Here is an 18,196-nt window from a genome sequence, read left to right as displayed (position 1 = left end):
GTGGAATAGAGCTAGTTTCTAGCTCTATTTCGCTCATCTATTATCATATGAGCTCATATCTGCTAGTTTTCTTGGAAATAGAGCTAATTATTAGCTCTATTTCTCCAAAAGTAAGCTAAGTTGATGGAATAGAGCTAGTTTCTAGCTCTATTCCACTAATTAAGTTTTACAAAGGGGTATCTCGGCAGCCCCATCTTATCATGAATTCATTAATATAAGATTAATATTAATGCATATGAAGCCATTAATGAATAGGGAATAATAAACAAGCCCGGATTGAGCGTGCCTTGAGCCGCTTTCAGCCTTCATCGCCATGCCACAGCTTATGGAACGAAGGGCTTCCGGCGAGCAGGCTTTCGACGGTCCCTTCCGCTTCGATCTCTCCGTCTTTCATAACAATAATATGATCGGCCTGCGCCAAAGCCGCCTTCCGGTGCGATACAACCAAACAGGTGGCATTACCGCGTTCACGGAACAAGCGTGTCCATAGCTTCTGCTCCGTTTCCACGTCAAGCGCGCTGGATACGTCATCGAATACGTAAAGCTCGCTGTCGCGAACCAGCATTCGCGCTGCCGCTGTCCGCTGAGCCTGTCCTCCGGATAGCTTCACGCCGCGCGGTCCAATTACGGTATCAAGGCCTTTCTGCAAATACAGGATGTCATCCTCCATTACCGCCGTATGCAGTGCCTTTGCAAGCCCGCCCTCTTCATCGGGATGACCAAGCAAAATATTTTCCCGCAATGTATCGCTGTAAAGTCTAGGCACCTGAGCCGTATATGCGCTCCGCGGTGGAACAAAAAACGAACCTGAATCTTCTACTGCACGGCCGTTCCACCAAACAGTCCCGCCATCTCGCGGCAGCAGGCCAAGCAAGGTACGCACCAGCGTCGTCTTTCCAGAGCCAATAGGCCCCGTAATAACCGTAAATGATCCTCTGCGCAGCTTAAGATCAACATCCGCTATCCCTCTTCCCGTCTCGGGATACTTATAGGTCAAGCCCCTCGCTTCTAGCTGCTTCAGCCGCTCATCTGCCTCCAATGATGAAATGCCAGTTTCCTTACCATTATCATGTAAATGCAAGGAATTAGGCTCCGTCAATACAGCAGCCGGTGCTCCTTGCAGGATGCCGGTCAAGCGCAGCAAAGCTACCGTCATCTGCTTGAAATGGGTAAGAAACTTGCCGAAGTTGGAAATAAACTGTGTTACGAACGTTAAATAGTATACAAATAACGAGAAATCGCCGATCGTAAACTCGCCGCCGCGCATCTTCTGTCCGGCAAGCAGCAGGATTAATCCTGTACCTAAGTTAACAGAATTGGAAAAGATCGAATCGAGCACCTCAGTCATTAATTTATCCTTCAGCATCGTCTTGCGGCGATTGTCGTTCAGCGCCCTAAATCTGGACATCACACGTTTCTCTGCGCCTGCCACTTGAATCGCCTGAACGCTTCCGAACATTTCGCTGATGGCTCCCGTTACCTTGGCTGTAGATTCACGGCTTGCCGAACGGTATTTCTGCAGACGCGTCGTAGCCAGCTGCGCGGCGATGACGACGATCACGAGCGGCAAAAACACGAGCAGCGTCATTTGGGCATCAATACGAATAAGAATAAAACAAGAAACTAAGGCAAAGCAGGTCATGCCGAACACATCGACCGACCAGCTTACCGCCTCCTCGGACTGTTCCACATCGTCGCGAAAGTGGCTGATCGCCTCACCCGGCGAGCACGGAATGGCTCTTGCTCCAGGCTCCTTCAGAATATGCTCCAATAAATTGCGCCGCAGCACCATGCTCGCTCGAAACCGAAAGTTGACATCGGTTATAAACCCGATGAACACGCTAACGCTTCGAGCAAGAGCTGCTCCTAGCAGCAAGGCGATCAATCCCCATGTTCCGTAGCCGAGAGTCGAATCAATCGTCAAGGAATCGAAGAAGGCTTTTGTAATAAGTCCGGGAAAGATAGGCATTAAATAAATGATTGTCCACATTAGTGCGTTAATCATATACAAGCCTGGCCGATAGCTAATTAAACGCCACATATACGAAAACGTACTCATACCAGCACCTCCTCAAGCCCTGCCGCAAGCATGCGGCTGAAGCGAGAATTCGGATCGGCTGCCAGCTGCGTCCTTCTGCCAGCCTCTACAATACGGCCCTTTTCCAAAATAACAATTTGATCTGCGCGCTGCACCGTAGCCAAGCGATGCGCAATAATGATGCAGGAGCGTTCATTCAACAGTTTATCGACTGCCTGCTCCAATCTATATTCCGTTAACGGGTCAAGTCGAGAGGATGCCTCATCCAGAATGACAAGGCCAGGATCTGTTAGAAATACTCTTGCGAAAGCAAGCAGCTGGGCTTCGCCTGCGGATAAGCTTCCGCCTCCTGATGCTAGCGGCGCATCCAATCCGCCCGGAAGCGATTCATACCAGCCTCGCAAGCCGAGCTCATACAATACCTCGATAATATGCTCATCCGAGATACTCTCATCATAGAAGGTGAGGTTATCTCGTACGCTCCCTTGTAAAATTTCAATATTTTGCGTGACGAGTGCGACTCTAGCCCGAAGTTCCATTAGCTTGCACTGCCTTATATCGGTATCACTCAGTTTAATGCTGCCAACCTGTGGATCATAGAAACGAAGCAGCAATCGGGCAATCGTTGTCTTCCCGCTTCCTGTTCGCCCAAGCAGCCCGAGAGTTTCTCCCGGCTTTAGCCGCAAATTAATTTCTTCCAGAATAGGCTGCTCATCATAGCCGAATGTCACATTGCCAAGCTCCAGTGACAATGGCCCTGGCGGAAGCTCTGCTCCAGGCCCGTCCTCAATTCGCGGACGTGTATCGAACAGCTCGCGAATGCGCATCAAGCTCGCGTCCGCCTTCTGAAGATCCTCGATTTGCGTGCGGATCTTCTCAATCGGCTTGGCCAGCAATTCGGTATAATAAAAAATCAAATAAACAGTACCCATTGAAATAAGGCTTGCCTTCCATAGATAGGCGCTGATTGCGAAGGCCATCGCATTCCCTAAAGCAAATATAATAATGGTCGTAATCCACATCGAAGAATAACCCATGAACGCTTTCCTGCGAAGCGGCAGCATCCGCCGCAGCAGCGAATAATAGCGGTTCATAACGAAGCCCGTCGCTCCATTCGCGCGCGTATCCTCGGTACCTTCCAGATGCTCGCCGATAAAACCATAAAATTCAGCATTAATTTGCCGCCATTTGGCCCATATGGGTACTGAGAACTTACGAATCCATTGAATGATATATATAGCAAAACCAACAAACAGAAGCATGCCTGCGCCGATCAGCACATTTTCGCGAAATAATAAAATAATAATACCGATCATCAGCAGCAGGTTTCCAGCTAGATTAATAATGAAACTGGAGAAAAAGTTGGCTAATGCGTTCACATCACCGTCAACACGCTCGATAATAGACCCCGATGTATTGGATTTATGGAAGGACATATCCAGCTTCAAGCAATGCTCGGCTAGATCGCCTCGCAGCAGATTCGTCGTCCGCCATGCCAGATTCTCGCTAACATAGGTGGCAATAACCGATACGAGCTGCTGGATCAGTGAGAAGCCGATAAACAAAGCGGCAGCATAATAAAGCGGCTCAAGCGCTTTATCTGAACCAGCGGTATCAATAAAATATCGAATAATTTGCGGATTAATGAGCTGCAATCCAATTGATGTGAAGAGGAGAAGTGCCAATCCGATAAGCGATCTGCGCTGCGGAAGCAAGTAACGGTTTAACATCATATAGTAATGACCGAAAGTGTTCTTTTTCTTCGTCTTGCTCATGCAAAGCCCCTTTCCCCAAAATAACGGTAAAAAAGATAGGCGATAACCGGCCTCGTAAGGGGTTATCGCCGTTTAAACGTTACTCTATCGGAATCCATTAGAGCCGTCAATCCATTTTTTCAATTATTAGGAAGTACATTAACGCTAAATACCAATCACTTTTCATACATTTAGGAGGCTCTTTTTTTCTCAAACGACCGAATTCCCACTGAAATCACAATAAAACAGACCACAAGCATGCCAAGATAGAAGTAGTAATCAGGAAGTGTATGGTTAAAAAGACGACCTGCTCCAAGTATGATTGCCATAGAAGTACCAACAGAGAGAAATAATTTAGATAGTTTCATATAAGCCCCTCCTTATCTAGTATATACGGAGCCAAATCCTCTAATGTTACAAAATATTTCCATTTTCTCCAAAGACAAATATACAATCAACAATAATCGGGAGATTGTCGCGCAGTGAGCAGGCTCCCATGACCGACCTGGCATGCACGCCATTCTCTTCGAATACCTCATGCATAAAATCCGAGAAGCCATTAAGCACTTTATGGTGCTCCTCGAACGCCGAATCGGCATTTACAAAGCCTTGTACTTTTACAACCCGCTTCACATGATCTAAGCTGCCTAACGTCTGCTTGACGACTGCAAGCACTTCTATTGCTGTCAGCCTCGCGAAATGATAGCCTTCTTCTACTGTATAGTCGGTCCCAAGCTTACCTTTGGGCTGTCCGCTCGGACCTTTCCCAGAAACAAATAACAATCCATTAACTGCAACATAGTTCGCATAATGAGCTGCAGGCTCGCTGCCTAAAGGCAGCTCGACACCTAATCTTTCTAAACGAGCATCAATGGAACCTTTCACCATATAGAACACCACCCCTATCCATTTGATGGAAATCTACAATCCAGTTTATAATGAAATTGACCTTATTGGGAGGATCAGTTATGTCCTATTATTAGAGGTCAGATTGGAGATAGGCATTGTTTGATATTGTCCTTTCCGGAACTGAATCCGGCCCCTTATACATGCAGCTTTATTATCATATTCGCAAGCTCATAGAGAATAATGACATCCAAGACGGAACGAAGCTGCCTTCCATCCGATCCTTGATTCAGCAAACCGCATTCAGCAAGACAACCATCGAGACAGCCTATCATATGCTGCTGGAAGAAGGGTATGTGCTTAGTAAGCCGCGTTCCGGTCTTTACGTCATTAATCCTCAGCCGCCGCAAGCTGCAAACCACAGAATAGAGGAGCTTGTTAAGCAAGAGGCTGTGCAGCAATTTAACGGATCGCATACTCCTGCTCCGTCCATTCAGAAAGAGCTTATCGACTTTAGCCTGCTTGCTGTGGATGATCGCTCATTTCCCGTTCAAGCATGGCGAACCGCCTTGAATGAAACGCTTCTGCGTAAAGGCAGCCTCTTGCACCAGTACGGCGATCCTAGAGGTGAATATGATTTGCGTCTGAGCCTTGCACACTATTTAAAAACGTCCCGAGGGGTAGCCTGCTTGCCCGAACAAATCATCATCGGAACAGGCATATCCTACAGTATTCATATTTTGAAGATGCTATTGGAAAGACCCTCAAAAATAGCTTATGAAGAGAGCGGAATCGCACAGGTTGGAGAAAAGTTCGCGCAGCATGGCTTTGATCTTATTCCGTTTCCACTTCAGGATAATCATTTCCCTGCTTCCTATTTAATAGAAGCAAATCTGCATACTCTGTATGTAACGCCATCCCATCGTTCAAGTGGACATCCGCTATCCTATACCATTAGACAGCAAATGCTCCACTGGGCCTATCATCATGACGGCTATATAATAGAAGATGACTATGACGGTGAGTTTCGTTATTCCGGCAAAACCATCCCTGCGCTGCATGGGTTGGATAAACAAGGAGTAGTGATCTATATCGGGACCTTCTCCAAAGCATTCTCACCTGCTCTGCGAATGAGCTATACCGTTCTCCCTCTTCATCTAGCGGAGAAACTGCGTAATATGGAGCATATGCTCTCTTGTCCGTCACGAATTGATCAATTAGCGATGAGTTTATTTATACAGCGAGGTCACTGGTATCGGCACATCGGAAGGATGAGAAATATATATAGAAAGAAAAACATCACCTTGACTAGGCTCATTAACGATCATTTCGGTGATCATGTACAAATAGAAGGCGATAGCGCGGGGCTGCATGTGGAACTGATGGTTAAAACCACGCAAAGTGCAGAGAAGCTAATTGAGCTGGCATATGCTTCAGGGGTTCGTGTGTATGGCTCTTACAATAAGGAGCAAAAGCGCAAGAACATCGGAAATCCTAAAATCTATTTAGGCTTTGGTGGCGTGAACGCCAAAGAGATGCAGCGGGGTGTTGAACTGCTGAGAGAGGCGTGGTCTCCTGTATGGTTATAGCAGCCCAGATCTTGCAGTTAAAAAGCTCTGGGCTGTTTTTTATTTTGTTTTATGTCGGCTTGAATTCAATTCACACTAACTCATCTTCTGTATGGGCTACAATGACACTAACACCAAGAGCACGAATCCGTTCGATTGCCTCAGGATCAGCTTCCTCGTCCGTAATTAATAGATCCAGCTCTTCAATCGGCAAAGCCTTTGCAAAAGCATCGTTTCCAAGCGTATGATGTGTTGCCAGCCCAATTAACTGGCGAGATACAGCTGAGACTGCCCGGCTAAATGCGGCAACCTCCGGGGTAGCCATACTTATTCCATTCTCCGAAATACCGCCTCCGGTAGCGAAGCTGATATCGATTTTGAACTGACGAATAAATTCATTCGCGAGCGCATCGGTAATATTGCCAGATGGTTTGACTCTGCCGCCAATGAAATACGTATCAATCCAGTCCCGTTCACGCAATACATCTGCCGCACGCATGCAGTTGGTAAGGACGGTTAACGGCATACCCTCAGGAAGATGCTTCAACAGCAGATAGGAAAGCGAGCCGCTTCCAATAAATACAGTCTGATTCTCTCGAATATAGGAGACAGCAAGCTTGGCAATCGCATGGCCTTGCGGTGTGCCATTTCCGTACCGCAATTCAGGCGGCGCAGGGGACTGGCGCACATGTGAAGCAGGTATAGCCCCACCATGCGTTTTTTTAAGCAGCCCCTGTTCCTCCATAATGGACAAGTCTCGCCGAATGGAATCGATAGAAATTTGAAATTTCACTGCCAGATCCTTCGCTAATACTCTTTTCTCCTGATTTAATAAAGAAAGAATTTTCACCCGACGTTCTTCTGCAAACATGCCCGTTCCTTCCTGAGTCATTCCGATAACCTCCCGTTTGTTCGTTTTTATTCATGATATATTACGTATTATATTCAGCATTGTGCATGTTTGCAATGTTTTTTTCCATTTTCCTTGATTGGAGATAAAAAAGATGCCTAGACTGATCACAGCCTATATTAATAAATATGTTAAACTAGTAAAAACGATAGTGTACTTTAAGGAGATTAATATAATGAAGCTGGTATCTTGGAACGTGAACGGCTTGAGAGCATGTGTGACAAAGGGGTTTTACAATTACCTTAATGAAACCGATGCAGATATATTTTGTATACAAGAAACAAAGCTTCAAGAAGGTCAAATTATGATGGAGCTTGGGGAGCACTATTCGCAGTACTGGAATTATGCGCTTAAGAAGGGATACTCCGGTACAGCTGTATTCAGCAAAATTAAGCCCCTTTCCGTTCGATATGGTTTAGAGGAGGACTCCGAGTCGGAGGGACGAATCATAACGCTGGAATTTGATTCTTTCTACTTAATTAATGTGTACACTCCCAATGCTAGACGAGACTTATCGAGGCTTGGGCTGAGGCTGGAGTGGGAAGATCGGTTCCGTGACTACGTTCAGCAATTGGACAGCCAGAAGCCTGTTATTATTTGCGGCGATTTAAACGTTGCCCATCAAGAAATCGACCTCAAAAATCCGAAGCCCAATCAAGGAAACTCCGGTTTCACCCTAGAAGAACGCGGCAAAATGACCGAGCTGTTGGGCGGCGGATTTATTGATACCTTCCGGCATTTTTATCCCGATCGGGGAGATGTCTATTCATGGTGGTCTTATATGGCTAAAGTAAGAGAGCGAAATATTGGATGGCGGATTGATTATTTTCTAGCTTCTGCAAGATTAGCTCCTTCTTTAATTGATGCCCATATTGATACTCACATTTTAGGCAGTGATCATTGTCCGATCCTTCTTCAGCTGGATGACACGAAATGGTAAAGTGAATTCTAAGTGATAGTCGACTAACCGCCCTTACACAGGGCGGTTTTCTTTCACTTCCACTACAATGCTTTCTAGCATTCTTCCGTCTATGAAAGGAATCAGTCTCCATAACCCTGATTCCGGTAAAGACATCGAGCTAGGGATATGACGATCTGCGCCGTTATTTGCGCCTCCAAGACTTTTAGCTTTAAAAACTTCAAGAAGCTTGTCATCGCCTTGTTTGACTGCCATTATTTTCAGCTCTCCTTGAAGCTCCTCTGTCTCGCCCCAGAAGTGCCACATATACTTATTGCCCTGTCCGGCAATAAAGCCTGGATCAATGAAACCAACCTTTCCCTCTATTCCTCTAAGCATATAGCTTCCCGATTTAAAGGTGGTGGTTATTTTCCATGAAGGCTTTCCTACATTTAAAACAACATCGCCATAGCGCATATCATCCAATCTAATCTCATATCTCCATTTTCCTTCGAGCGGCAGCGCAAATGCCGTAGTGAAGCGTTCCAAGCCTAAATAGCCACTGCTAGGCTCTGTTATTAGGACCGGTGGCAACGCTGTCACTTCTAGTCCTGTATTCAAATGAACAGCATGTATGGAAAGCATTTTCCCTTGAAGCTCTTGGATAGGTGCTGTGAAGCGAAATATATAGCCATATGCACGACCAGCTTCTAGAGCAGGGTCAGGGAACACCTCAAAGAGCAGTTTCTCATTATGATAAAAGGCGTGCCTCTCCTCCATATCTTCATAGAGCGGTGATTCGCTGCTCATAAAGCTAAAAATAATCGAGCAGCAAGCTAGTACGACTAATAGAGATGCGGCCGCAATGACAAACTTGGCTTGTTTTCTATTCGTATTGTTTCGTGCTCCACTTCTTGTTTTTAGCCGAATTTGCCGCTTTATTTCTTCTCTCATATGCTGCTCGCGGAATGGTGTCTCCTTTAATTGCTCCGTCCAATACGGTTCCTGTAGGTCCATAGGTAGAATCACTCTCCTTCACGCTGGGAGTCCAGCATTGCAGATATTTTTTTCTTAGCGCGAAACAAACGTGATTTCACCGTTCCCTCCGAAACTTGAAGAGATGCGGCGATCTCTTCCATGGTAAGCTGATAATGATAAGCAAGAATAATCACTTCCCTAAATTTCAGAGGAAGCTCCATCACCTTAAGCCAAATTTCTTTAGTCGCCATACGATCAAAAGCTACCTTCTCTGCTGAATGAGCGCTCTCCGTTCGATGCAGGAGCCGATCCGCTAATGTTACTTTTCGGATGAAAGAGCTTTTTAAATAATTAATTGATTTATTGCGAGCAATGCTTAGTATCCAGCTCTTTAGGCTGCATTCTCCACGAAACGTGTACAACCGATCATAAACGCTCAGAAATACATCCTGGGTAATATCATCCGCAGCATCGGAGCGACGAACGAGGAAGTAAGCAAAATTCCAGACATCCTCGCCATAGGTTATCATGAGCTCCTCCAGCACTTGGTTTCTGTCATAACCAGGAGCAAGATACTGCATATAATGTTCCTTCACATCCGTTCACCTCTATAAATAAGACAACTGGAAGCAGAAAAAGTTCCCAGCTAACTGCTTTTTATTATGAAGTCTCTGGATTGTTGAGAATTCAGAGTATTTGGTTTGTGTATAACTGTAAAACATCCCTTTATTTTCGCAATTTCAGCCTTTGTAGCGGATCTAACAGGATTTCCTACATCTAATTCAGCATATTTGTTTGTTTAGAGCCTTTTCTCGTAAGATTAACAGCAGGTATTACATCTAATCCCCTTCAGACTGATCATATTGTCAGATTAACTGCAGCTTTTCCCGTTCGTATGATGTTGGGGATACGAACGATTTGAGTTATGTAGGCGATAAAAATGCTGCGTATGATACCGTTATTTATGTAATTCGACTATGATGGCGATTTATAACCTGCTGCGAAAAAAAGCCGCTCTCCTTGTTATCAAGTTGAGCGGCTTTCCGATATGGTTTCTGTTCCACGCAGCATAGCAAGCGCAGTTTGCATTTTATCAATATAAGCTGGATCGTTGCCGGAGCACATAAACCTGACGCTTCCGCCGCCTCCGCTCTCTGGGATTCCGTAACGGTTCAGCAAAGCGGCTAATCTTCTCACAGTGCCCGCATTGCCGTCTACAATCTCAATATGCGGGGGAAGCAGTTCTCGAAGTATGTCCTTATAGAAAGGATAATGAGTGCAGCCAAGCACAATAATTCCATAATCATCAAGATTATAAGAGGATAGCTTTGTTAGAAAATATTCGTTCATGACTTGTTTATCGAATTGCAATGCTTCACAATACTGAACAAGCTCCGGCAGAGGCAAAGAATCCACAATGCCCATTTTGTCCACACTGGATACAAGCGCATAATATTTAGGCAGCGACAGGGTTAAAGGCGTAGCGAATACCAGCACTCTTTTGCCCGTTGCAAGATTCATTTCTACTGCAGGTTTGACAGCCGGTTCCATACCGACAATGGGTAGCGAATAACGTTCCCTTAGCTCAGCTATCGCTATACTAGTTGCAGTATTACACGCCACTACCAAAGCATCAATACCTTCGTTCATCATCTTATCCACGATCTCAAAAACAAACGCTCTCACATCTTCCTTTGATTTCGTTCCATAAGGAACATGAAGCGTATCCGCCATATAAAGAAAGTCCTTGTCAGGGAGCCTGCGAAGCGCTTCAGCAAGCACAGTAAGCCCACCGATCCCCGAATCAAATAAACCAATCTGCATATTCACCGATTCCTTACATTATTGGAGTACCATTATTGCCGTCTCTTCTATTTTAACTGTTTTCGTTCCCAGTATCACGCTTGTTCTTGAATTTTATTAAACTTTTTACTTCATATCCTGTCAATTATTAGATTCAGAAATGATAGATGAGAAAAGTGTACATCCCTCCTCTAACGATTCGAACTCTACTTGAAGTATACAACAGTATATTTCGAAATCAATCCTTACCCAAATACCTATTCCAAGGTCTTTACAGGGCTGCAAGCCCATAAACTAAACCGTATTTAGCTAGGTAAATTTGATTTCTTTATGACAAAATACTGAAACTTAGGAGGAATTAGAATGCAGGCTGGATTTTGGATACGGCTCGGTGCTACATTGTTGGACGGTATTATTGTTGGCATTCCATTAGGCATCATCGCTTTCATTATTACTGGCGGCGGAGACGGGAAAGAATATTTCACTAATATCATATCCTTCTTATATTCATTGTTATTGCCCGTTATATGGAATGGCCATACGATTGGAAAACGAATATGCGGTATTCGAATAAGCAAAACAGACGGGACTTCACCCGGTCTTGGAACGATGATTATGCGTAATGTAGTAGCTTCCATCGTATACGGTCTGACTTTAGGTATCGGAGTCATTGTAAGCGGCATTATGGTGGCGGTTAGAGAAGATAAACGTTCTCTTCACGACTTTATTGCCGGAACTGAAGTCGTCTTCGATTGAGCACAACAAAGGGATGCAGATCACGCCAAGTGACTGCGTCCCTTTTATTATGAAATGCCAACTGCTGTCATGTAGGCATCCGATCGAATTGTCTATCTATCTTTTACAGCTAATCGATATATGCTATATTTTGTGTGTATTTCATTATTGCGGATGAGTATAAGTCGAGAAAACGTGAAGTATTTGGAGGCGAACGCTATGACAAATAAACATTTTCTTACTGATCTCGATGGAACGCTGCTTAGATCAGATGCTACCCTATCGGATTATACGATTTCTATTATTACTGATGCTCTAAGCAAAGGCATCATGATCAGCTATGCAACAGCCAGAAGCTATATAAGCTCCAATAATATCGTTTCAGTTATTCCATGGAAATACCCTATTATTTTGTATAATGGCGCTGTTATATTAGATCCCATTACTCAGAAAGTGATTGATGGCTGCTGGTTGGATAGCGATACATCGAATGAAATTATCCACCTAGGGAGAGAGCATAAATTGCTCCCCTTTCTGTTTGCACTTGATGAGGAGGATAAGGAGCGTGTGCTGCACGAAGAACTGGTCCGTGAGGGAGATTTGCAATTTTACCGAAGCCGTCCTAATGATCCCCGGTTCGGGCAATTACAGCAGTTGGAATGCATTGACACGTTCAGAACGCTAATCATTGCATACATCGGATTATTCGAAGAGCTTGAGCCGTTAATGACTGAGGTTCAGCACAAATTCGGAAATGAAATTCATACTCATTTCATGAAGGACTCCTATATTAAAAATCATTATTTTTTAGAATTCAGCCATAAGGAAGCAAATAAAAGAGAAGGTCTTCGCAAATGGTCTAAGCTTATGCAGTGCAAGCCTCATGAACTAACTGTGTTTGGTGATCATTTAAACGATGTAGGTTTGTTTGAAGAAGCAGGAACGAGAATCGCAGTATCCAACGCCCATCCAACCATAATAGAAATGTCAACGCTGGTGGTAGAGAGCAACGATAATAATGGAGTAGCAGCTTATTTGGAGCAATTCATTAATTAGGCCCTAATCAACAAGTGGATCCGGCCTTACAATGATCGGGGAAGCCCCCAATTGTTGCTGGTGGACTTCCTCCTAGCCATATGTGTTTGTAGAATTCCATGTTTCATTTAGGCCATGTGATACTTACTCAATACGTACAGCCTGCTTCTGTGCCAGCAAGCAAAGTTCAGCAGCTTTGAAAGCATGCTGCTGAGTCATCGCCATTTCTGTACGATTCAAGCAATCCAGTATAAGCTCACCGAAGAATGGAAACCCAACCTTACCGCCCAGTTCCATATGGCGCTCGCCCTCATCGTTCACCAAATAGAGTTGATCACCCTTTTTATCACGGGCAATATCAATATACTTTCGCAGCTCTATATATCCTTTTGTTCCGAGAATTAGCAGGCGACCATCGCCCCATGAACCAAGTCCAGCAGGAGTTAACCAGTCGACCCGGAAATAATTTGTTGCGCCATTGTCACCAACAAGAGTTGCATCGCCAAAGTCCTCCAGTTCAGCAAACTGTTTAGAATTATAATTGGCAACGCGGCTGCTTTGTACAACGGCATCATTACAACCGGCAAAATACAAATACTGTTCAATTTGGTGACTGCCTATATCACATAAGATTCCACCATACTTATTCTTCTCAAAAAACCAACTCGGTCTTGCAGCCGCATTAAGTCTATGTGGTCCAAGACCCTGCACTTGTACTACTCGTCCTATTGCCCCGTCCTGAATAAGCTGTCCAGCAAATACAGCACTTTCAACATGCAGCCGCTCGCTAAAGTAAACCATATATTTTTTTCTTGTTGCCTCAGCAACCTGCTTTGCCGCTTGAAGCTGCTCAAGTGTAGTAAACGGTGTCTTATCCGTAAAATAGTCCTTGCCATGCTGCATCACTTTCACGCCTAATGGCCCTCTTTCCGACGGCACAGCTGCGGCAGCAATGAGATGAACCTCAGGGTCTTGTAAAATTTCTTGTTCCGAGCTAGCAACGCGAACTTCTGGGTAAGCTTCGCAAAACTGCTTTACTTTCAAAGGGTCGGGATCGTACACCCACTTCAATGACCCACCAGCCTCCAGTAAACCATTGCATTGACCATAAATATGGCCATGATCAAGCGCTATTGCCGCAAAAACAAATTCGCCTTGCTTGACAACAGGCCGCGGTTTCCCTTGCGGAGCGTAATTCATTCCATCATTTTTTTGAACCATTTCTAATCCTCCCAAGATAAACCTTTTCTCGTTTGCATTCAAAAGAATGCGCAGTTTCTTCAAAATAATAAGAGTCTTATAAGTAGGAACTTATACTTAAAAGACTCTTATTATTAGAATACATCTAAATAGGGAAACGTTTACCTACTGGTCGAAAAACAAGATTTATTACCTAAAGTGATCGTCTTACCCGTACGTGCTGATTCATAAATAGCAAGAATAATTTCCAAAGGCTTATAACCTTCTTCACCGTTAATAATCGGTTCTCTATTATGTTCGATTGCTTCAATCATATCATTCATTTGTTTAATATGACCTTCCGCCTCAATCGCTGTCGGATCTGCAGCAGTAGACACCGTCGGATGCTTGATTGCTATAGCAGTAGATTGCTCATTCTCTTCTTCTGCTTTAATCTTTCTATAAACCAAGGTATCACTTTCAATGACTGCACTTCCGTCCTGCCCAAAAATTTCAACTCTCGTTGACAGTCCTGGATATGCGCAGGTAGTAGCGACGATGGTCCCGATAGCACCATTTTTAAAGCGCAGGGTTGCCACGGCAGCATCCTCTACCTCTATGCGATCATGGCCTAAAGTCTCGCAATGGGCATGAACACTTTCCACAGGCCCCATCAAATATTGCAGCACATCTACTGTATGTACTCCCTGATTCATTAAAGCTCCGCCACCATCAAATGCCCAAGTGCCTCTCCAAGATCCGCTATCGTAATAATCCTGAGAGCGGTACCAATTAATAGCACCGGTTCCAATAATCAATTTACCCAGCTTGCCGCTCTCTATGTCTTTTTTCACCTGTTGTGTTGAATCCTGCAGGCGATGCTGAGAAATAACTCCCAGCTTTACTCCAGCCTCACGACATGCGTTAATCATAGCCAGCGCATTTTCAGCTGAAATATCAATTGGTTTTTCTGTGATGACATGCTTGCCTGCTTTTGCAGCTGCGATAGCATATTGGGCATGCATCCCGCTTGGCAAACAGATATTAACAATATCTACATCCTCCCGGGCTAATACAGCGTCATAATCAGTTGACCAATCGCTCTCATATTTCTCTGCGATACTTTTAGCCTTCGCTTCAGTCCTATCACAAATGACGGCTAGCTTCCCTTTTTCAACACTGAGCAAGCGATCAGCATGCGTCTGGCCAATAACTCCTCCTCCAATAATCGCAAAGCCATATTTTTTATTGCTCAATATCTCTCCACTCCCTGATGTATGCTCTACAATACGGTCAACCCAAGTTAGTCTTTCTATCTTATCTTTAGGTACGTCTAAGACTCATTAGCCTTCTTCTTGAAAAGAACTGCCTGCAGCTTACTGAATACTTTGAATTGCGCCAAAATCATAATCGCAATTATAATCACAAACACTAAACAAATGGGTCTAGTGAACAACGGTGCAAGACTTCCATCAGAAAGAACTAAGGAGCGTCTTAGATTGGAATCCGCCATTGGTCCAAGCACGACACCAAGCAAGAACGGTGCAGCTGGAAATTTGGTTTTAGATAATAAAAGTCCAATGATTCCAAAAATAAACATAATGTACACACTGAAAAACTTATTATCAATTACAAAAGAACCTACCGCACAAATAACAAATATGATCGGCATTAAAATTCGTTTATCAATTTGGAGCAGCTTTACCGTATATCTTGAAATAATTAAACCTAGAATAAGCATCACAAATGCACTTACAACAAGATAAATACTAATGGTGTAAATAAAACCTGGTGTTTCAGTCATCAGAAGCGGTCCTGGTCTATAGCCATGGAGCCAAAGCGCCGCTAGCAAAACAGCAGAGGATGTACTCCCTGGAACAGCAAGCGTAAGAACCGGAATAATATTTCCTCCGATTGTAGCATTTACACCCGTTTCAGCAGCGATAACACCTTCATAAGCACCTTTTCCAAACTCTTCCTTGTTTTTGCTGCTCACTCTTGCTGCCCAGTAAGATAGCCAGCCAGCTACATCTTCACCGACACCTGGAATAACTCCTACGCCAACGCCCATAAAGCCTGAACGAATAACTGTAGCAAATTTGGAAATTAGAATGGAAATCCCTTTCCGTACACGGTAGGTCATCTCTTCCTTAATCGCTTTGACTTTTTCATTTTTAAATGAATTTACAATCTCAGGAAAACCGAACAAACCGATCATGATAGGAATTAACGGCAAACCAGCCATTAAATCAACATTTCCATATGAGAATCTTGGATAGGAATTCAAAGCATCCAGACCGATTTGAGCGACAAACAATCCCAAAATTCCTGAAATCCAGCCCTTTAGCGTATCACCCCCGGAAGCTAAGCTGCCGCACATAATTACACCAAATAGAGCAAGCAAGAAAAATTCCCATGATCCAAATTTCAATGATAATACAGATAGTAATGGTGTAAGCAGTAATACAGCGATTGCTCCGAATATAGTTCCTAGAAAAGCTGAAGCATTTCCTAGAAATATGCCTAGACCGGCTTCTCCTCGTTGGCCAATTTTATAACCGTCAAGTGCTGTAGCAGCTGCAGCTGGAGTACCTGGAATATTCAACAAAATAGCGGTCTGGACGCCTCCCGATATTGCACCTACATATACCCCGATCAATGATAAGATTGCCGTTTCTGGAGCAATTCCATAAGTTAAACCGGTCAGGAGAGCTACAGCCATCGTTGAAGTTAGCCCTGGCAGGACGCCAACCAATAATCCAAAAAACACGGACAATACCAATGTTAGCAGATTAATCGGCGACAACAGCTGAGTAAAGGTATCAAGAATGTATTGTATGGCCATTGTTTTCCTCTTCTTTCCTTAAGGTAAAGGTACTTTAAAAATAATTTGGAACAAAGTATATACGGTAGCGCTTACACAGGCGGAAATAATAATAACTTTCAAATATGAGCCTGCATCAAGCACCTTCATTAAAAACACCATAAAGATAAAGGATGAAATGAGAAACGGAAAGGTCGGCATCAGGACGAAGGTAAAAATACCAAGAATAACGATTCCGATCAGCATATTCATTACATCTTTGGACTTGCTTACTTCAGCAAACCATGCTTTTAATGTGCTTATATTGCCAGATATCCCCGTCTTCTTAAGACTTCTTGCAAACAAGAGCACTGAGCATAACAAGAGCATACAGCCAAGAAAGAGTGGCAAAAGGCCTGGTGAAGAATAGAACGGGCCTCCAACTTCCTTCGAAATCTTTATGCTTCCAAATACAATGTACAATGCTATTAGAGAAAGACATATCGATGAGATAAAATCAAAGTGCTTTGGCTGATCTTCCGTCGTCGTCGCTATTTGTTTTTCCATCTGCTTTTCACCTTATTTCTTAAATAATTATTTCCCAGGTCTTTCGATATTGAATTTTTCTGGAGAAATTTTTGCAACGCCGCCGTCAAACAACGCCCAGTCCACAACAGATGCTAGCTTTTCTACATATTCTTGCGCTTGAGCGCCGCTATAGCCTAGCAATTGTACGCCTTTTTCAGTAGCAAGCTTTTTCACACTGTCGCTTTCCATTGCTTTTTTGAATGCCTCATCAATTTTTTGAACAACATTTTCCGGTGTATCATTAGGCACTGCAAAACCGAATGCTTCACCTAGCGGTACGATATTTTTAAGCTCAGGGAATGCTTCTGTAATCGATGGAATTGGGTCTGCGCCTTCAATTTCAAGCGTTTTGTCTGTCAATGCTGCTAGACCTTTCAGTTTGCCGCTGCGAAGCATATCAACCATTTCCATAGAAAGCTGAGGAACTACGTTAACTTCACCAGACAGTGCTGCCACGATTGCAGGGTTGCCGCCTTGGTATGGAACGTGTTTGTAATCAATACCCAAAGATGATTTCAATACTTCACTTGCAATATGTCCACCAGTACCGATGCCAGCTGTACCAAAGGTTACTGAGCCTGGATTGCTCTTAAGGCCTTTAATTAGTTCATTAATATCTTTAAATGCTGAATCTGGTTGTGTTGCAATAACGTTCGGAGCAAATGTAGCGATCCAAATATGCCAGTCGCGGTGAGTCGTTTCTGTATAGCCCATTACAGGGTAGCTTACGAAGGACATGAAACCGTTTGCCAAAATGTTATAGCCGTCATGAGGAGAGTTTGCAACACTAATGGTTCCTACCGAACCGCTCGCGCCCGGTGTATTAACAACTGAAATGTTTTTGCCTAGTGATTTGGACATTTCATCCGCTACTGCTCTAGAAGTCAAATCCGTACCGCCGCCAGGATTAAAAGGAACAACAACGGTAATATCTTTTTTCGGCCAGCTAGTATCTTTGGATTCAAACATTCCCGAAATGCTAGGCCATGCAATTGCTAATATTACAACTAGAACTATGGCTATACCGCCTACAACTGCCTTCTGATTTTTCATTTAAAAAG

17 protein-coding genes are annotated in these 18,196 nt (G+C 43.9%); 4 read left to right on the top strand and 13 right to left on the bottom strand.

Features of this window, described 5'->3' with window-relative positions; all coding sequences use genetic code 11:
- Positions 1-298: 298 nt before the first annotated feature.
- The 4 genes from CEF13_RS03485 to CEF13_RS03475 form a co-directional block, all read right to left on the bottom strand.
- Positions 299-2,059, bottom strand: a complete 1,761-nt coding sequence (locus tag CEF13_RS03485; protein ID WP_102709437.1) for an ABC transporter ATP-binding protein — start codon at positions 2,057-2,059, stop codon at positions 299-301.
- The gene (locus CEF13_RS03480; protein WP_102709436.1) at positions 2,056-3,813 is read right to left on the bottom strand and encodes an ABC transporter ATP-binding protein; all 1,758 of its coding nucleotides are present in this window, start codon (positions 3,811-3,813) and stop codon (positions 2,056-2,058) included. Before CEF13_RS03480 ends, CEF13_RS03485 begins: the two co-directional genes overlap by 4 nt.
- A gap of 170 nt (positions 3,814-3,983) precedes the next feature.
- Positions 3,984-4,160: a hypothetical protein gene (locus CEF13_RS28675; RefSeq protein ID WP_166742848.1), complete on the bottom strand. Its 177-nt coding sequence runs from the start codon at positions 4,158-4,160 to the stop codon at positions 3,984-3,986.
- 46 nt (positions 4,161-4,206) lie between these two features.
- On the bottom strand, positions 4,207-4,680 hold the full coding sequence (locus CEF13_RS03475; protein WP_102709435.1) for a RidA family protein: 474 nt from the start codon (positions 4,678-4,680) through the stop codon (positions 4,207-4,209).
- A gap of 116 nt (positions 4,681-4,796) precedes the next feature.
- Here CEF13_RS03475 and pdxR point away from each other — a divergent pair, with 116 nt between their 5' ends.
- Positions 4,797-6,227: a MocR-like pyridoxine biosynthesis transcription factor PdxR gene (gene pdxR, locus CEF13_RS03470; protein ID WP_102709434.1), complete on the top strand. Its 1,431-nt coding sequence runs from the start codon at positions 4,797-4,799 to the stop codon at positions 6,225-6,227.
- A 70-nt stretch (positions 6,228-6,297) separates the two neighbouring features.
- On the opposite strand, the gene CEF13_RS03465 is transcribed toward pdxR, so the two are convergent.
- The gene (locus tag CEF13_RS03465; protein WP_102716190.1) at positions 6,298-7,077 is read right to left on the bottom strand and encodes a DeoR/GlpR family DNA-binding transcription regulator; all 780 of its coding nucleotides are present in this window, start codon (positions 7,075-7,077) and stop codon (positions 6,298-6,300) included.
- A 214-nt stretch (positions 7,078-7,291) separates the two neighbouring features.
- Between CEF13_RS03465 and CEF13_RS03460 the strand changes: the two genes are divergently transcribed.
- Positions 7,292-8,056, top strand: a complete 765-nt coding sequence (locus CEF13_RS03460; RefSeq protein WP_102709433.1) for an exodeoxyribonuclease III — start codon at positions 7,292-7,294, stop codon at positions 8,054-8,056.
- Positions 8,057-8,089: 33 nt separating this feature from the next.
- Here the strand turns inward: CEF13_RS03460 and CEF13_RS03455 are convergent, their stop codons facing one another.
- The 3 genes from CEF13_RS03455 to murI all read right to left on the bottom strand — a co-directional run bounded on the left by CEF13_RS03455 (position 8,090) and on the right by murI (position 10,816).
- Positions 8,090-9,031 carry a DUF4871 domain-containing protein gene (locus CEF13_RS03455; RefSeq protein WP_102709432.1) on the bottom strand — a complete coding sequence of 314 codons (942 nt, stop codon included), beginning with the start codon at positions 9,029-9,031 and terminating at the stop codon, positions 8,090-8,092.
- A gap of 8 nt (positions 9,032-9,039) precedes the next feature.
- Positions 9,040-9,588: an RNA polymerase sigma factor gene (locus CEF13_RS03450; RefSeq protein WP_244917040.1), complete on the bottom strand. Its 549-nt coding sequence runs from the start codon at positions 9,586-9,588 to the stop codon at positions 9,040-9,042.
- 430 nt (positions 9,589-10,018) lie between these two features.
- Positions 10,019-10,816, bottom strand: coding sequence for a glutamate racemase (gene murI / locus CEF13_RS03445; protein ID WP_102709431.1), 798 nt, complete (start codon positions 10,814-10,816; stop codon positions 10,019-10,021).
- A gap of 342 nt (positions 10,817-11,158) precedes the next feature.
- On the opposite strand from murI, the gene CEF13_RS03440 reads away from it, so the two are divergent.
- A complete protein-coding gene (locus CEF13_RS03440) occupies positions 11,159-11,551 on the top strand; it encodes an RDD family protein (protein WP_102709430.1) in 393 nt (130 codons plus the stop codon).
- A gap of 198 nt (positions 11,552-11,749) precedes the next feature.
- Positions 11,750-12,586 carry an HAD-IIB family hydrolase gene (locus CEF13_RS03435; protein ID WP_102709429.1) on the top strand — a complete coding sequence of 279 codons (837 nt, stop codon included), beginning with the start codon at positions 11,750-11,752 and terminating at the stop codon, positions 12,584-12,586.
- Positions 12,587-12,709: 123 nt separating this feature from the next.
- Here CEF13_RS03435 and CEF13_RS03430 read toward each other — a convergent pair whose 3' ends face one another.
- The 5 genes from CEF13_RS03430 to CEF13_RS03410 all read right to left on the bottom strand — a co-directional run bounded on the left by CEF13_RS03430 (position 12,710) and on the right by CEF13_RS03410 (position 18,188).
- The gene (locus tag CEF13_RS03430) at positions 12,710-13,786 is read right to left on the bottom strand and encodes a Gfo/Idh/MocA family protein (protein ID WP_102709428.1); all 1,077 of its coding nucleotides are present in this window, start codon (positions 13,784-13,786) and stop codon (positions 12,710-12,712) included.
- 140 nt (positions 13,787-13,926) lie between these two features.
- A complete protein-coding gene (locus CEF13_RS03425; protein ID WP_102709427.1) occupies positions 13,927-15,000 on the bottom strand; it encodes a Gfo/Idh/MocA family protein in 1,074 nt (357 codons plus the stop codon).
- A 77-nt stretch (positions 15,001-15,077) separates the two neighbouring features.
- Positions 15,078-16,589: a tripartite tricarboxylate transporter permease gene (locus tag CEF13_RS03420; RefSeq protein ID WP_102709426.1), complete on the bottom strand. Its 1,512-nt coding sequence runs from the start codon at positions 16,587-16,589 to the stop codon at positions 15,078-15,080.
- An 18-nt stretch (positions 16,590-16,607) separates the two neighbouring features.
- Entirely contained in the window at positions 16,608-17,114 is a 507-nt protein-coding gene (locus CEF13_RS03415) for a tripartite tricarboxylate transporter TctB family protein (RefSeq protein WP_102709425.1), read from the bottom strand.
- Between the two features lie 27 nt (positions 17,115-17,141).
- Positions 17,142-18,188, bottom strand: coding sequence for a tripartite tricarboxylate transporter substrate binding protein (locus tag CEF13_RS03410; protein ID WP_102709424.1), 1,047 nt, complete (start codon positions 18,186-18,188; stop codon positions 17,142-17,144).
- Positions 18,189-18,196: the final 8 nt, after the last annotated feature.

The sequence above is a fragment of the Paenibacillus castaneae genome, assembly GCF_002884445.1.
GTDB classification, from domain to species: Bacteria; Bacillota; Bacilli; order Paenibacillales; family Paenibacillaceae; genus Pristimantibacillus; species Pristimantibacillus castaneae.
This window is presented reverse-complemented; position numbering and strand designations above follow the sequence as displayed.

What these genes read in the sequence shown, in the direction of transcription:
- CEF13_RS03485 (WP_102709437.1), bottom strand. Translation starts at nt 2,059, where the DNA reads ATGAGTACGTTTTCGTATATGTGGCGTTTAATTAGCTATCGGCCAGGC.
- CEF13_RS03480 (WP_102709436.1), bottom strand. Translation starts at nt 3,813, where the DNA reads ATGAGCAAGACGAAGAAAAAGAACACTTTCGGTCATTACTATATGATG.
- CEF13_RS28675 (WP_166742848.1), bottom strand. Translation starts at nt 4,160, where the DNA reads ATGAAACTATCTAAATTATTTCTCTCTGTTGGTACTTCTATGGCAATC.
- CEF13_RS03475 (WP_102709435.1), bottom strand. Translation starts at nt 4,680, where the DNA reads ATGGTGAAAGGTTCCATTGATGCTCGTTTAGAAAGATTAGGTGTCGAG.
- CEF13_RS03465 (WP_102716190.1), bottom strand. Translation starts at nt 7,077, where the DNA reads ATGTTTGCAGAAGAACGTCGGGTGAAAATTCTTTCTTTATTAAATCAG.
- CEF13_RS03460 (WP_102709433.1), top strand. Translation starts at nt 7,292, where the DNA reads ATGAAGCTGGTATCTTGGAACGTGAACGGCTTGAGAGCATGTGTGACA.
- CEF13_RS03455 (WP_102709432.1), bottom strand. Translation starts at nt 9,031, where the DNA reads ATGGACCTACAGGAACCGTATTGGACGGAGCAATTAAAGGAGACACCA.
- murI (WP_102709431.1), bottom strand. Translation starts at nt 10,816, where the DNA reads ATGCAGATTGGTTTATTTGATTCGGGGATCGGTGGGCTTACTGTGCTT.
- CEF13_RS03440 (WP_102709430.1), top strand. Translation starts at nt 11,159, where the DNA reads ATGCAGGCTGGATTTTGGATACGGCTCGGTGCTACATTGTTGGACGGT.
- CEF13_RS03435 (WP_102709429.1), top strand. Translation starts at nt 11,750, where the DNA reads ATGACAAATAAACATTTTCTTACTGATCTCGATGGAACGCTGCTTAGA.
- CEF13_RS03430 (WP_102709428.1), bottom strand. Translation starts at nt 13,786, where the DNA reads ATGGTTCAAAAAAATGATGGAATGAATTACGCTCCGCAAGGGAAACCG.
- CEF13_RS03420 (WP_102709426.1), bottom strand. Translation starts at nt 16,589, where the DNA reads ATGGCCATACAATACATTCTTGATACCTTTACTCAGCTGTTGTCGCCG.
- CEF13_RS03415 (WP_102709425.1), bottom strand. Translation starts at nt 17,114, where the DNA reads ATGGAAAAACAAATAGCGACGACGACGGAAGATCAGCCAAAGCACTTT.
- CEF13_RS03410 (WP_102709424.1), bottom strand. Translation starts at nt 18,188, where the DNA reads ATGAAAAATCAGAAGGCAGTTGTAGGCGGTATAGCCATAGTTCTAGTT.